The organism is Exiguobacterium sp. s183, assembly GCF_018617655.1.
In the GTDB taxonomy this organism is placed as follows: domain Bacteria; phylum Bacillota; class Bacilli; order Exiguobacteriales; family Exiguobacteriaceae; genus Exiguobacterium; species Exiguobacterium aestuarii_A.
This window is the reverse complement of sequence record NZ_JACSKN010000003.1, coordinates 86,051-100,283: the sequence shown is the minus strand read 5'-3', so window position 1 is coordinate 100,283 and position 14,233 is coordinate 86,051. Positions and strand designations below refer to the sequence as shown.

Annotated in this window: 14 protein-coding genes; 10 read left to right on the top strand and 4 right to left on the bottom strand. The window is 52.2% G+C overall.

Features of this window, described 5'->3' with window-relative positions:
- Positions 1–42: 42 nt before the first annotated feature.
- On the top strand, positions 43–1,320 hold the full coding sequence (locus KNP62_RS15745; protein WP_214785269.1) for a hemolysin family protein: 1,278 nt from the start codon (positions 43–45) through the stop codon (positions 1,318–1,320).
- Positions 1,321–1,363: 43 nt separating this feature from the next.
- On the opposite strand, the gene KNP62_RS08840 is transcribed toward KNP62_RS15745, so the two are convergent.
- From KNP62_RS08840 to KNP62_RS08825, 4 genes are all read right to left on the bottom strand, one after another.
- Positions 1,364–2,137 carry an NUDIX domain-containing protein gene (locus tag KNP62_RS08840; RefSeq protein WP_214785268.1) on the bottom strand — a complete coding sequence of 258 codons (774 nt, stop codon included), beginning with the start codon at positions 2,135–2,137 and terminating at the stop codon, positions 1,364–1,366.
- A 119-nt stretch (positions 2,138–2,256) separates the two neighbouring features.
- Entirely contained in the window at positions 2,257–2,835 is a 579-nt protein-coding gene (locus KNP62_RS08835; RefSeq protein ID WP_214785267.1) for a DedA family protein, read from the bottom strand.
- Positions 2,836–2,942: 107 nt separating this feature from the next.
- A complete protein-coding gene (locus tag KNP62_RS08830; RefSeq protein WP_214695354.1) occupies positions 2,943–3,482 on the bottom strand; it encodes a transcription repressor NadR in 540 nt (179 codons plus the stop codon).
- On the bottom strand, positions 3,460–4,590 hold the full coding sequence (locus KNP62_RS08825) for a cysteine desulfurase family protein (protein ID WP_214695356.1): 1,131 nt from the start codon (positions 4,588–4,590) through the stop codon (positions 3,460–3,462). Before KNP62_RS08825 ends, KNP62_RS08830 begins: the two co-directional genes overlap by 23 nt.
- A gap of 95 nt (positions 4,591–4,685) precedes the next feature.
- Here KNP62_RS08825 and KNP62_RS08820 point away from each other — a divergent pair, with 95 nt between their 5' ends.
- The 9 genes from KNP62_RS08820 (at position 4,686) to KNP62_RS08780 (ending at position 14,198) form a co-directional block, all read left to right on the top strand.
- Positions 4,686–6,119 carry an L-aspartate oxidase gene (locus tag KNP62_RS08820; protein WP_214785266.1) on the top strand — a complete coding sequence of 478 codons (1,434 nt, stop codon included), beginning with the start codon at positions 4,686–4,688 and terminating at the stop codon, positions 6,117–6,119.
- Entirely contained in the window at positions 6,073–6,942 is an 870-nt protein-coding gene (gene nadC, locus KNP62_RS08815; protein WP_214785265.1) for a carboxylating nicotinate-nucleotide diphosphorylase, read from the top strand. The genes KNP62_RS08820 and nadC overlap by 47 nt, the downstream gene beginning before the upstream one ends.
- Entirely contained in the window at positions 6,905–7,984 is a 1,080-nt protein-coding gene (gene nadA / locus KNP62_RS08810) for a quinolinate synthase NadA (protein ID WP_214785264.1), read from the top strand. The genes nadC and nadA overlap by 38 nt, the downstream gene beginning before the upstream one ends.
- Before the next feature lie 93 nt (positions 7,985–8,077).
- The gene (gene ruvA / locus KNP62_RS08805; protein WP_015881166.1) at positions 8,078–8,665 is read left to right on the top strand and encodes a Holliday junction branch migration protein RuvA; all 588 of its coding nucleotides are present in this window, start codon (positions 8,078–8,080) and stop codon (positions 8,663–8,665) included.
- A gap of 10 nt (positions 8,666–8,675) precedes the next feature.
- Positions 8,676–9,677, top strand: a complete 1,002-nt coding sequence (gene ruvB, locus KNP62_RS08800) for a Holliday junction branch migration DNA helicase RuvB (protein WP_214695364.1) — start codon at positions 8,676–8,678, stop codon at positions 9,675–9,677.
- A gap of 18 nt (positions 9,678–9,695) precedes the next feature.
- The gene (gene queA, locus KNP62_RS08795; protein WP_214785422.1) at positions 9,696–10,739 is read left to right on the top strand and encodes a tRNA preQ1(34) S-adenosylmethionine ribosyltransferase-isomerase QueA; all 1,044 of its coding nucleotides are present in this window, start codon (positions 9,696–9,698) and stop codon (positions 10,737–10,739) included.
- Positions 10,736–11,881 (top strand): tRNA guanosine(34) transglycosylase Tgt, encoded by a 1,146-nt coding sequence (tgt, locus tag KNP62_RS08790; RefSeq protein WP_015881169.1) that lies wholly within the window; start codon positions 10,736–10,738, stop codon positions 11,879–11,881. The genes queA and tgt overlap by 4 nt, the downstream gene beginning before the upstream one ends.
- An 84-nt stretch (positions 11,882–11,965) precedes the next feature.
- Positions 11,966–12,244 (top strand): preprotein translocase subunit YajC, encoded by a 279-nt coding sequence (gene yajC / locus KNP62_RS08785; RefSeq protein WP_211781462.1) that lies wholly within the window; start codon positions 11,966–11,968, stop codon positions 12,242–12,244.
- A 181-nt stretch (positions 12,245–12,425) separates the two neighbouring features.
- Entirely contained in the window at positions 12,426–14,198 is a 1,773-nt protein-coding gene (locus KNP62_RS08780; protein WP_214785263.1) for a methyl-accepting chemotaxis protein, read from the top strand.
- Positions 14,199–14,233: the final 35 nt, after the last annotated feature.

Here is a 14,233-nt window from a genome sequence, read left to right as displayed (position 1 = left end):
AAAAAAATTATTTGTTAAGAAGAAACGGAGTGTGAAGCTAACGTGGACCCTGTGCCCTCGTCAAGTTTAATTCTATATGTAGTTCTCGTCATGTTGTCAGCGTTTTTCTCATCAGCAGAAACGGCGCTTTCGAGTGTAAACCGTGTTCGGATGATTCGGATGGCAGAAGACGGCGACAAAGCCGCAAAACGCGTCCTCAGTCTCGTCGACCGCTTTGACGATACGCTCTCGACGATCCTCGTCGGGAACAACATTGTCAACATCGGTTCGGCGACGGTATCGACCGCCATCGCCACGTCGATTTTTAGTGGCGGTACGGGTCTTCTCGTGTCGACGTTCGCGACGACTGTCATCATTTTGATCTTCGGTGAGATTTTACCGAAGTCGCTCGCCAAAGAGTTTGCGGAGAAGTATTCGCTTCTCATCAGCGGGATTCTCGTGTTCCTCGTCAAAGTCCTCAAACCGGTGACGATGATTTTCACTGGGTTGAAGAAGTTGACGCTTCGGATGATCGGGATGAAAGACAAGGAACCGTCCGTCACGGAAGAAGAGTTGAAAGTGCTCGTCGATATGGGAGAAGAGGAAGGTGTGCTTGGTGAGACGGAAGCTGAGCTCGTCCATAGCGCCTTCGCCTTCAACGATATTACCGTCGATGACGTCTTGACGCCGCGAATCGATATTTTGGCTGTCGACATCGACGATTCGCTCGATGAAATCAAAGACACGATTTTCAGTGGAGGACATTCACGTTTGCCGGTCTACAAAGACTCGATTGACAACGTCATCGGTGTCTTGTCAGAACGTGACTTCTTACGTTCGATGATGAAGGATGAAGTGACGGATGTCCGTTCGCTCATCCGACCGCTCACATACGTGTCACCACAGACGAAATTGATTGAACTACTTCCGATTCTCCAACAGAAACAATCTCACATGGCTGTCGTCCTCGATGAATTCGGGGGCACGGCGGGTCTCATCACGTTAGAAGACATGCTTGAAGAACTCGTCGGCGACATCTGGGATGAGCACGACGAATCTGTCGTCTATCTCCGACGTCTCCGTGAAGGGGTCTACGAGTGTATGGCTGACATGAACGTCGATGAATTCGCCGAAGAGATGGGGATTGCGGAACCAGACGTCGATTCCAACACGATGGGCGGTTGGTTCGTTGAATTACTCGGCGACATTCCGGAGAAAGGTGCACAAGTCACGTATCAAGACATGACGTTCACCGTTCTCCACGTGGAAAAACGCCGTGTCCGGAAACTGTTAGTGGAGACTGGACAATCACAGCAAGAAGATCTACAAGAAGAAGCATAAAGAAAAGGGATGATTCGCGCGTAGCGGATCATCCCTTTTTGCGTTACACCGATTGGCGCTCGATGCGCTCAATCAATTCGTATGGACGTACTTTGTAGATGGCGTATGGCATATATACAGGGTCGATCGCATCGAGGAAGCGCATCTGGAAGTGCTCCCGTTTGATATAGTCACCGACGTTACGCGAATCGACTTTGTAGAATCCGACTTCCTGTGTTTCCCCGGCTTGTGGTCTGAGGTCCCCGGATACATATTTTGCACGGAACGTGACGCAGAGGACGCGGGACGACACGTTTTGATAAATTCCCGTGATGCCTTCGACCTCGATTTTCACGCCTGTCTCTTCGTCCACTTCACGGTGGATGGCGTCGACGAGCGACTCGTGCTCTTCCACCTGTCCGCCCGGCATCTCGAAGGAGTCGTTTCGGTGCATGTTTTTGACGAGGAGGACCTCACCTGCTTCATTCGTGATATACGCTGTCACACAGACGATTGCACGCGGTGGCGTATAGTGACCGGTCGGCATCATGAACTCTTCGCTCGACTTGATATACAGGTCTTTTCCGAGGCGGGCGCGCTGCTTCATGGCGTCCCGTCGTAACATGCTACCGCGGTAGTCCCGCTCGACTTGTTCATAGTGTTCACGGTCCCGGTATTCCCATAGTGCCATGACCTCCGACTTGTCTTCGGTCACCCAGCGTCCGACGAGTCGGGCGCCATGGGACGCTTGAATCGGATAGATGTATGTATGGAAGAAGTCGGTGAATTCTTGCAGGCGTTCAGGTCGAATCGTATACGTTTTACGGCGATGGAACATGGTGATTCCTCCTTTTTCGTTGTGCGGTGTCCTGTTTGTGTGACCGCGATTCGCTTACATGGTTCTTATTCGACAGATGATAGCGTTTCCCTTTCCGACAAAAAAAGAATCAGCGTTCGTTACGCTGATTCTTTCACATGTTTTGGTTGCTGACGAAGATGACGGACGACGAGAAAAATTCCGATGGCGAGCGCCAGGAAGGGCAGGATGTCGTCCATGAAGTGGCCAATCATCCGCCAGTTGTTGCCGAGCATCATCCCGACATGAATGAAGATGAATGACCAGACGGCAAAAATGACGGTCGTCACCGACAAGAACTTTCGGAACGACAGGCGCATCACGCCGGCACTGACCGCGAACAGCTGGCGCCAGAACAGGCTGAGACAGACGATCCATGCCCCGTATTTCTCAAACCAGCGCTCGGCCCGCAGTTGCTTGTCTTGCCGAATCCGGAAATAACGATACAGCTTCAAGGCGACGGGACGCCCACCATATCGACCAATCCAGTACAGACCGATCTGACTGAGCGTGAAGGAAACCCACGCCAGTAGGAACATCAGGAAGAAAGACGCGTCATGCGAATCGACGAGAAAGCCGCCATATGCGAGAACGAGTTCGTTCGGGATGAATTGGATGAAGATGCCGAGAGGAATGCTGAAAACACCACATACGGCAAGCATGTGCTCGAGGACGTTCATGACGAGATCTCCTTTCAAAGTGATTGCAGGAAACTTGTTCCATCCATCAGTATAACGGACATGACTGAAAAGAAAAAGAAGAGATGTCACATATTCGTGACATCTCTTCAATCTAATTCGGATACGAGAATACCGAGCCGGTCAAGCTCTTTCACCGCGGCATCAATCGCTTCCTGATGATCGGCTTCAAGTGTATGGACATGTAATCCTCCGGTCAATTGCGAGAGCGGTGAGGCCCCGTGTGCCTTGACCCGTTCGAGGAAGGCGCGGACGTCACGTCGACTCTTCACCATGAGCTGTCCCGTGATGGATCCGTAAACGGGGTGGTCGATGATGACATCTTTGATGGTGACCCCTTCATCGACGATGGCGTTCATCTCTGCCTCCATCTCTTCTGCCGTATGGCGGCAAGCCACCTTTTTTGAATAAGTAGACGGGGTGAAGTCGCCGTGCAAATAAACGTAACCGCGCGCGGTGGCGACGATTTGGTGACCTTTCGCTTTTAAGAGCGACAAATCTTGGACGATGACCTGGCGACTGACGGATACGTGCCTTGCCAGTTCAGATCCAGTGATCGGTTCATTGCTCGATTCGATCAGTTGAAGTAAAGTGCGACGGCGTTCTTCACCGGCTAAACGTTTGTTCATGATGTTCGACTCTCCTTGCTAAAGTGACGATGGCATCGGCGAGGGCCGATGTGTCTTCGACGGTCGTTTGCGCGCCGAAGGAAATGCGGACGAGTCCGTGGCAGGCGCTCGTCTCATATCCGAGTGCTTCGAGCATGCGGTTCGGTCCGTTCTGACCGGCGCGACATGCTGACCCGGCGGATACTTGGAACCCGAGATCGTCGAGCTCGGTCATCCACCATTGTCCGTCGCGTTGATGGGATACGAAGGAAAAGATAGCGGGACTTTGTTCGTCAAACTCGAGCCAATGGACATACGCTGACGTCTTCTCTTTCAAGATAGCACGAAACGCCATGAAATTTCTCTGAAAACGTGTCAGTTGATCCTGACGTTCCCCGAGCGCTTTGACGAAGGCGCTGATTCCTGGAACGTCGATCGTACCCGGACGAATCCCGTATTGGTGATGACCCGGGTAGTAAGGTGGGGGAATCAAGCGTTCCATATAGAGGGCGCCAATCCCTTTTGGTCCACCGACCTTATGGGCGCTGAACGAGTAGGCGTCGATTCCTTCCACAGAAATCGGGATTTTCCCCAGTGCCTGTACCCCATCCACGTGAAAGAGAATCTTTTTATATTTTAGGAGACATTGGATGTGATGGAGCGGCAACACCCATCCTGTGTCGGAATTGACGTGTTGGAGTGTGACGAGTCCGATATCACGGTCGAGTAAGTGTGTGAACGTCTCTAAATCAAACTTTCCGTCTTTCAGTTTCAAACGATGGACGATGACCCCTTCGCGTTCCCATTCTTCAAGCAAAAGGGCGACCGAATCATGTTCATGCCAGGACGTGATCACTTCTTTGCCTTTCATGCGCTTCCGTAAGCTCGTCAGTGCGATGTAGTTACTTTCAGAACCACTTCCGGTAAACAATAATTTCCCACGTAAGACGTCGAGTCCGAGTGCTTGTTTAAGTAAGCGCCGTGCCTCTGTCAAATAATCTTCAGCCATATATCCGTGCGCGTGGAGTGATGATGGGTTTCCATAAACGTTTTTGGCCATAGCCACGTAATGGTCTAATGCTGCGTGTGTCATAGGATGTGTAGCGGCGTAGTCGAAGTAGCGGTTCATCATGGACTCCCCTTTTCTCATGTTGTCTTCTACACAAAATTATGCGAAACTAGTTTACAAGTCAACATTACATATGAAAAACAGGTGATATACAGGTGTCTTTACATATAGAGAAAACCGACATTTTGATTATTGGAACGGGACTTGCCGCCGTCGCGACGGCGCTACATGTGCCATCCTCATTGTCTGTCCTCCTCGTTTCCAAAGGGGAGGCGACGTCGACGAACTCCGATTTGGCACAAGGAGGGATTGCGAGCTCGTATCTCGAGGAGACGAGTGAGGCACATAAAGAAGACACGATGCTTGCTTCGAATCAGACATCGTGTTCGGAACGCGTCGACATTCTCGTGGAAGAAGGACGTCGAGCGATTGAAGAGATGGAACGGTTCGGTGTCCACTTCGATCGTGACGAGGACGGGTATGCCCTCGGGCGGGAAGGGGCTCATCGGTTGCATCGCATCTTTCATGCCGGGGGCGACGAGACCGGTCGACATGTCATGCGGCACTTGCGTCAGTCTTTACCGGACAACGTGAACATACTCGAACACGTCCTCGTCCATGACCTTGTGATGAAGGAAGGACGAGTTATCGGTGCGATGGCGTTTCAGAAAGAAAAATGGCTACACATCGAGGCAGGTGCCGTCGTTCTCGCGACCGGTGGAATCGGTGGACTTGTCGATTGGACTTCGAACGCTCAGACGGTGACCGGTGATGGTCTCGTCTTGGCAAATCGATGCGGGGCCAAACTGACGAACTTACAACGGATCCAATTTCACCCGACCTTATTGGCCGCAGAGGAACCTCATCTCGTCACCGAAGCGCTCCGTGGTGCCGGTGCGAAGCTCGTCGATCCATACGGAAACGATGTGATGGCGCATCACCCGCTTGGGAGTCTCGCCCCTCGAGACGTGGTGGCCCGTGTCTTAACAGACCGAGTTGGACCCGTCTTTCTTGATACGACTAGTGTGACGCGACTACGTGAGCGGTTCCCGAAACTCGCAACGACGTGTGACAAGTTAGGCATCGACCTTCGCCAAATCCCCGTTCGCCCAGGGCTCCATTTTCATATGGGCGGAATCGAAGTGGATGACGCGGGTCGAACGGACGTCGACGGATTGTATGCCGTCGGAGAAGTGGCGGAAGCAGGTGTACACGGGACGAATCGACTGGCCTCAAATTCACTCTTGGAATGCTGGGTGTTCGGAAAACGTGTCGCTGAGGCGATTCGAGTGAAGGAAAGAGGCTTTGCGACGAGTGATGTGATGGCGTATGACATCTCACCTGACACGTTCCGTTCGCTCCGTCATCAAATCGGCAAGTGGTTGACGATTTCACCGAATCACGACGAAATAAAATGTTTCTTACAAAATACCCAAACGTTGACCATGACGAAACACGTGACAAGACAATTAAGTGAACAAACTTTACAACTTGATGCGGCGCGCCTCATCGCGCAAAGCATCCTCGAAATGGAGAGGTACGATGAACACGATTTATCTACGCGAACAGCTACGACAGTTTCTGATTGAGGATATCGGATATGGCGATCTATCGAGTGAATTGATTGATGAACACGACGAGTCAATCGCGACCATCATCGCAAAAGAGCAAGGCGTCTTCTGCGGGAAGCCGATCGTCCAAGAGCTCGCTAAGATGCAGCAACTCGAATTGGTGGATTGCCAAGATGACGGGAAGCGGATTGAACCAGGCGATGAACTGATCATCTTGAAAGGGAAGACCCGTGTCCTATTAGAGACGGAACGCGTCCTATTGAATGTGATTCAGCGTGTGAGCGGGATTGCGACGATGACACGTCAATGTGTCGATGCGCTCGATGACGACTCGATTCACGTCACGGATACGCGGAAAACGACACCAGGACTCCGCATGCTTGAGAAGTACGCCGTTCGTGTCGGTGGCGGCTACAACCATCGACTCCGCCTCGACGATGCCGTCATGATCAAAGACAACCATATCGTCGCACTCGGCGGTGTGACAGAAGCCATTCACGCCGCACGTTCGAGAGTCGGTCATACGACTCCGATCGAAGTCGAGGTCGAATCGTTAGCCCAGCTCTTAGAAGCCGTTCAAGCGAATCCGGATATTGTAATGCTCGATAATCGAACGCCGGATGAACTGCGAGAATGGGTCCCGCATATTCCGGACCATATCACCATCGAAGTGTCTGGCGGCATCACGCTCGACTCGATTGACGACTATCGAGGGATTCGCATCGATGTCATCTCACTCGGTCAGTTGACCCACTCGGTACGGGCGCTCGACTGCAGTATGAATTTACAAGGAGGAATGAAACATGCAACTACTCGGAACACTCCCACCGACGTACGCTAATCTGTCAGTGGAGGAAATGGAGACGCGGATTCAAACGGTCAAGGACCGGCTCGGGACACGTCTCTTCTTACCTGCGCATCATTATCAAAAAGACGAGGTCGTCCAATTCGCGGACGCGACAGGAGATTCGCTCCAGCTCGCACGGCTCGCAGAACAGATGAGCGAAGCGGAATTTATCGTCTTCTGTGGCGTGCATTTCATGGCGGAGACAGCAGATATGTTGACACGCGACGATCAGATTGTCGTCTTGCCTGATATGCGGGCCGGTTGCTCCATGGCAGACATGGCTGATATCGACCAGACGGAGATTGCGTGGGAAGAGTTGACGGAGCAGTTCGGGGAAGGCATCATCCCGATTACATACGTCAATTCGACGGCAGCCATCAAAGCGTTTGTCGGACGTCATGGCGGGGCGACGGTCACATCGTCGAACGCGCATGAGATCGTCCGTTGGGCACTAGAGGCAGGAGAGCGCATTTTGTTCCTTCCTGATCAGCATCTCGGACGGAATACGGCGTATGACCTCGGTATCCCACTCGAGGCGATGGCCGTCTGGGATCCGCTCCGCGAAGAACTAGTGGCAGAAGGAGACCTCGAACAGATTCGGGTCATTCTTTGGAAAGGCCATTGTTCTGTCCATGAGAAGTTTACCGTCTCGCAAATTCAAGCGTTCCGTGAGCGCGAACCGGATCGTCGCATCATCGTCCATCCGGAATGTACGTTTGATGTCGTGCAGGCAGCCGACGAGGCAGGATCGACGTCATATATCATCGACAAGATTGATGCGAGCGAACCCGGGACAAAATGGGCGGTCGGGACGGAGATGAACCTCGTGAACCGATTGGCGGCGACGTACCCGCATCTCGATATCGTCTCGTTGAACCCGTTCATGTGTCCATGTCTGACGATGAACCGAATCGACTTGCAACATCTCCTCTGGGCGCTCGAGTCGCTCGAGACGGACCCTGTGAACGTCATTCGCGTCGATGCTGAGACGACAGAGTGGTCGAAACGTGCACTTGAACGTATGCTCGCACGGTAATCGCTTCAGGACAGGCAAACGCCTGTCCTTTTTTCATATCGCTCGTTATGGTACAATAAATGCAGTTTTTCCGACCGAAAAGGAGATTACACCGTGATTGAATTCGTAAAAGGACCCGTCGCCTATGTGTGTGCGGAATATATAACGTTAGATGTCTCGGGCGTCGGCTACAAAGTACATGTGCCTAACCCGTTTTTTTATCGTGAACAAGACGAACATGTAATCGTGTTTACGCATCATTACGTCCGTGAAGATCAACAGACGCTATACGGTTTCCGGTCACGCCGAGAACGGGAGCTCTTCAATAAACTCCTTAGCGTGAGCGGTATTGGACCGAAAGGGGCACTCGCCATCGTCGCCTCTGGAGATATCGACGCATTGATCGATGCGATTGAAACCGAGAATGAGAAGTATTTGACGAAGTTCCCGGGAGTCGGGAAGAAGACGGCCAAACAGATGGCACTCGACTTGAAAGGGAAGTTATCCGAACTTGCACCAGATTATGTGCCGAACGAAGGATTGTTCGCACAAGGTGCATCAGAACTAGACGAGGCGTGTGAGGCGCTCGTCGCCCTCGGATATTCTGAACGAGAGATCGCGAAAGTCCGCAAAGCATTGAGCGGGGAGATCTTGACGACCGACGCGTACATAAAACGCGCGCTACAGCTGTTATTGAAATAAGGAGGAAGCTATGGACGAACGATTGTTGTCACAATCTCATCAGCAATATGAAGACTCTGAAGAGTGGAGCTTACGTCCGCAGCGCTTCGAGCAATATATCGGGCAGGAAAAGGCGAAAGGCAATTTGTCGGTCTTCATCCAGGCCGCCAAACTTCGCAGTGAGACGCTCGACCACGTCCTATTGTATGGACCACCGGGACTCGGGAAGACGACGCTCGCGCAAATTATCGCCAACGAGATGGGCGTCGGCATCAAGACGACCGCCGGACCGGCGATTGAACGACCGGGTGACCTGGCAGCAATCCTCTCGACACTTGAGCCGGGTGACGTCTTATTTATCGATGAGATTCACCGGTTGAGTCGGACGATTGAAGAGATTCTCTATCCAGCGATGGAAGACTACTGTCTCGATATCGTCTACGGACAAGGCGAGATGGCGCGAAGCGTACGCATCGATTTGCCACCGTTCACACTCGTCGGGGCGACGACGCGGGCCGGGATGTTATCGGCGCCGCTTCGGGACCGTTTCGGGGTCACATTGAAACTTGAATACTATGAGCCACATGAACTCGCGGCCATCGTCAGTCGGACGGCCCAGCTGTTCCGCCTTTCGATCTCACCTGAGGCGAGTGGCGCGATTGCGAAGCGCTCGCGAGGGACACCACGAATCGCCAATCGTCTCTTGCGTCGAGTCCGTGACTTCGCTCAGGTAGCCGGCACGAAAGAAATCGATCCAGTGCTCGCATCCGATGCGCTCGACCGTCTACACGTCGATGCGCTCGGACTCGATGAAGTCGACCACCGATTGCTTCGGGCCATGGTGGAACGATTTGGAGGGGGACCGGTCGGGCTTGAGACGCTCGCCGCAACCATCGGCGAGGATGCTCAGACGATCGAAGACGTCTACGAGCCATATTTATTACAACAAGGGTTCTTGCAGCGGACGCCGCGAGGACGGATGATCACACAGTTTGCCAAGTCGCATTTTGGTTATGAAGAGGAAGAGGAGTAAGGTATGCAAGACATTCAATTGAACGTAAACGATTATGATTTTGAATTGCCTGAAGAGTTGATTGCGCAAGTTCCGTTGCTCGATCGGACGAGCTCACGTCTGCTCGTATTGGACCGTGAGACAGGAGACATCGAGCATCGTCATTTCCGTGACGTGCTCGACTACTTGAACGAGGGAGATGCGCTCGTCGTCAACGATTCGCGCGTCTTACCGGCTCGTCTCTTCGGAGCGAAACAAGAAACAGGCGGGAAAGTCGAGTTGCTCTTGTTGAAGCAGACGGAGGACGACGTATGGGAAGCACTCGTCAAACCGGCGAAAAAAGTTCGCGTCGGTTCCATCGTCGAATTCGGTGACGGACTTCTCCGCGCGGAATGCGTCGAGGAACTCCCGGAAGGTGGACGTCGCTTCAAGTTCGGCTACGACGGTATCTTCTACGAGATTTTAGACGAACTCGGAACGATGCCACTCCCACCGTACATCCGTGAACAACTCGATGACCAAGATCGTTATCAAACGGTCTATGCGCGGGAACGTGGCAGTGCAGCCGCTCCGACAGCAGGTCTCCATTTCACAGAAGAACTGCTCGAGGCAGCGAAGGCGAAAGGGGTTCGGTTGATCCCGCTCACGCTTCACGTCGGTCTCGGTACGTTCCGTCCGGTGACGGCTGATTCGATTGAAGAACATACGATGCATAGCGAATATTTCGAGTTGTCAGCTCAATCGGCTGAAGCGCTCCGAGATGTCCGGTCGAGTGGCGGTCGCATCTTTGCGGTCGGTACGACATCGACACGCACGCTCGAGACAATCATGCGAGACCATGGGGACTTCGTCGAGTCATCGGGCTGGACGGATATCTTTATCTACCCTGGTGTCGAATTGAAAGCAATCGATGGATTGATCACGAACTTCCACTTGCCTAAATCGACACTCGTCATGCTCGTCTCGGCATTCGCGACGCGCGACATCATCTTACACGCTTATCGGACTGCGGTCGCAGAACGATACCGCTTCTTCAGTTTTGGAGACGCGATGCTCATCACGAGGAAGGAAGTAACAAAATGACAAAACACGCAGTCACATACGAACACATTCACACATGTAAACAGACCGGAGCGCGGCACGGAATCGTCCATACGCCGCACGGGTCGTTCGAAACACCGGTCTTTATGCCGGTCGGGACGCAAGCGAGTGTCAAGACGATGGCACCAGAACAAGTCAAGGCGATGGGTGCGAACATTATCTTGTCGAACACGTATCATCTATGGGTCCGCCCGGGACATGAGGTCATCAAACAAGCTGGCGGGCTTCATAAGTTCATGAACTGGGACGGCGCGATTCTCACGGACTCAGGCGGCTTCCAAGTGTTCTCACTTGCCGACCTCCGAAACATTCAAGAAGAAGGCGTGCATTTCCGAAACCACTTGAACGGCGACAAGTTGTTCTTGTCACCGGAAAAGGCGATGGAGATTCAAAACGCGCTCGGCTCGGATATCATGATGGCATTCGATGAGTGCCCACCTTATCCGGCGACGCATGAATACATGAAGAAGTCGGTCGAACGCACGAGCCGTTGGGCAGAACGTTGCCTTGAGGCACACGAGCGTCCAGAAGACCAAGCGCTCTTCGGGATCATTCAAGGTGGGGAATATGAGGACCTTCGTCGTCAAAGTGCACAAGATCTCGTCTCACTCGATTTCCCAGGATATGCGGTCGGCGGTCTCTCGGTCGGTGAACCGAAAGACGTCATGTATCGTGCCCTCGAGTTCACGACGCCGCTCATGCCGGAAAACAAACCACGTTATTTGATGGGTGTCGGTTCGCCGGATGCATTGATTGAAGGGTCGATTCGTGGAATCGATATGTTCGACTGTGTCCTCCCGACACGGATTGCACGGAACGGGACGCTCATGACTTCGAAAGGTCGCGTCACAATCAAGCAAGCGAAGTATAAGACAGACTTCGGCCCGATCGATGAGAAGTGTGACTGCAACACGTGTAAGAACTACTCACGTGCCTATGTCCATCATTTGATTCGTGCGGACGAGATGTTCGGCCTTCACTTATGTACGACACACAACCTTCACTTCCTTGTGAAGTTGATGGAGCAGGTTCGTCAAGCGATTCGCGAAGACCGTTTGCTCGATTTCAAAGAAGAGTTCTTCGAAGAATACGGCTACAACAAGCCGAACGCGAAGAATTTCTAAGCAAACGTGTCGGACATTGTGTGACAATGCTTCAGTTTCACGGTATAATGAACCTGATATTGAAGGAAAGGGTGAATGTTACTCATGGAAACAATCGTTGCGTTATTACCAATGATCTTGATTTTCGTCGTATTTTACTTCTTGTTGATTCGTCCACAGACGAAACGCCAAAAAGAAGTTCAAGCGATGCAAAACGCCCTCGAGCGTGGCGACAACGTTGTCACAATCGGCGGTTTACACGGCGTCGTTCATCAAATCGAAGACACACATGTCGTTTTGAAATGCGATCAATCGCTTCTCCGTTTCAACCGAAGCGCAGTTGCGGAAGTCGTGAAAAAAGCGAATGCCTCATTTGAGGAATAAGCCAGTAAGCGTCTGACCATTATGGTCAGACGCTTTTTTTATAGAAAAGCGACTGTTTTTTGACAAAGTATGTCAATTCGGTGATTCATCCACCTCATTTCGAAAAATCGATTTGATTCATGAAAACGTTTGCATTAATGTCAAAGTGAGAAGAAATTCGAGATGAAGGAGAACGGATGACATGGACGTGAAACGATTGGTACGACCGATGAAGAAGTGGAAAGGGTGGACATGGAAGCGGAGCGGTACAAAACAGAAAGGGCGTTCTTCTCTCAGAAGACGAATGTCGATTGCGCTAGTTCCCACAATTATCGCGCTCGTCCTTGTCGGAGCGCTCGGTTCATATCAGCTGAGACAATCGACTGCTGCATATGACCGGGTGTTGAGCGAGGGGACGCAGGAGATGCTGTTGGCTGAAAATCTGTCGCTTGCGGTGACCGATGCAGAACGTTATTTGAACTACTATATGCTCGTTGCCAATCCGAAAACACTCATCAGTCTGCAAAGTGTCCAAGAGCAGCGTGACGAGTTGATGGCTTCACTGAAAGCATCCTCTTCAGATGAGAAGATTTTATCTTGGTTGGGGGATTTGGAGAAATTTAATGAGTTGTTGGACCGTGAGATGAGTCGCGCCATCGAACTTCGCCAGCAACAAGATGAGATTGGGTATAAAACGGTCCTCAACACGAGTGTGACTCCGACAACGGACCGTGTTCGGATGACGGTGACAGACCTTGTCGAATACAAGGGCGAACTCCTCGCATCCGAGACGAAAGCTGTACAGGCCGAAGCGGAGAGTTCAATCCTCTGGATGCTTGTCATCAGCGTCGTCGGTGTCGTAATCGGAATCTTGTCCTTGCTCGCCCTGCAACGCCTCTTCTTAAAACCGATCAATCGACTTGGTCGTCAAGCGCGAATCATGGCAAGCGGCGATTTGACGGGCGAAGATATTGAGGTCGCCTCAAACGATGAGCTCGGAGACCTTGTCACGGCTTTCAACGAGATGAAACATAACCTCGTCGGATTGATTCGTCGAGTTGGCGAGGCTTCCGAGAAAGTCACTGCCTATTCTGAAGAACTGTATGCGAGTACGGAACACGTGGCGACAACGACTCAAGGTGTCTCTCGTTTGTTTGAAGACATGAATGTGGCGGCCCAAGGATCGTCTAAACGAGCGGAAGAAGGGACGATTGGCGTCAATCAAGCGGTCGATGGGTTGAACCAGATTGCCGCAGCGTCACAAGGAGTGAACGAACAGACGATTCATACACTTGAAGCGGCAAACGGTGGGCTTGAGACCGTTCAATTAGCAGAGCAACGAATGCAAGAGATACGTCGAGCCAATGAGCTCACGCAACAGATGGTGACCCGACTTTCGAACCAGTCGCTTGAGATTGAGAAGATTACGCGTTCGATCACGGCCATCACGGAACAGACGAACTTGCTTGCGCTCAATGCGGCCATCGAGGCGGCACGTGCGGGTGAACATGGGAAAGGCTTCGCGGTCGTCGCGGCAGAAGTGAGAAAGCTTGCCGAGGAGTCGAAGCAATCTGCCATCCAAATTCAGACTGTCGTCCGTGACATCCAGCGAGACACGGAGCAAGTCGAGTCGGCGTTCGAAGAATCGAGCGTGCATGTCGAGAGTGGGGTATCACAGATGGGTGAAGTCGCCTCGGCGTTCCGTGAGATTGTATCGGTCATCGAAGAGACGTCGCGTCAGATGAGTGAGATTGCCGCGGCGACAGAAGAAGTCAGTGCCAATACGACAGAAGTTGCCGTTTCGGTCGAGGATATGTCCACGAACGCCGTCTCGACACAACGAAGCGTCGAAGAGGCGGGGGCCAATGTCGAAGAACAACTCGCGGCGATCCAAGAAATCAACAGCATCGCCGAAACGATGAGCCATATGTCGTCTGAATTAAAGGATGTCGTCCATGTGTTTAAGACGACATGACAAATGCCCTGACGCCTCGCGTCAGGGCATTGCTC

Coding starts and splice junctions, on each gene's coding strand:
- KNP62_RS08840 (WP_214785268.1), bottom strand. CDS start 2,137: ATGTTCCATCGCCGTAAAACGTATACGATTCGACCTGAACGCCTGCAA.
- KNP62_RS08835 (WP_214785267.1), bottom strand. CDS start 2,835: ATGAACGTCCTCGAGCACATGCTTGCCGTATGTGGTGTTTTCAGCATT.
- KNP62_RS08830 (WP_214695354.1), bottom strand. CDS start 3,482: ATGAACAAACGTTTAGCCGGTGAAGAACGCCGTCGCACTTTACTTCAA.
- KNP62_RS08825 (WP_214695356.1), bottom strand. CDS start 4,590: ATGAACCGCTACTTCGACTACGCCGCTACACATCCTATGACACACGCA.
- nadC (WP_214785265.1), top strand. CDS start 6,073: ATGAACACGATTTATCTACGCGAACAGCTACGACAGTTTCTGATTGAG.
- nadA (WP_214785264.1), top strand. CDS start 6,905: ATGCAACTACTCGGAACACTCCCACCGACGTACGCTAATCTGTCAGTG.
- ruvB (WP_214695364.1), top strand. CDS start 8,676: ATGGACGAACGATTGTTGTCACAATCTCATCAGCAATATGAAGACTCT.
- tgt (WP_015881169.1), top strand. CDS start 10,736: ATGACAAAACACGCAGTCACATACGAACACATTCACACATGTAAACAG.
- yajC (WP_211781462.1), top strand. CDS start 11,966: ATGGAAACAATCGTTGCGTTATTACCAATGATCTTGATTTTCGTCGTA.
- KNP62_RS08780 (WP_214785263.1), top strand. CDS start 12,426: ATGGACGTGAAACGATTGGTACGACCGATGAAGAAGTGGAAAGGGTGG.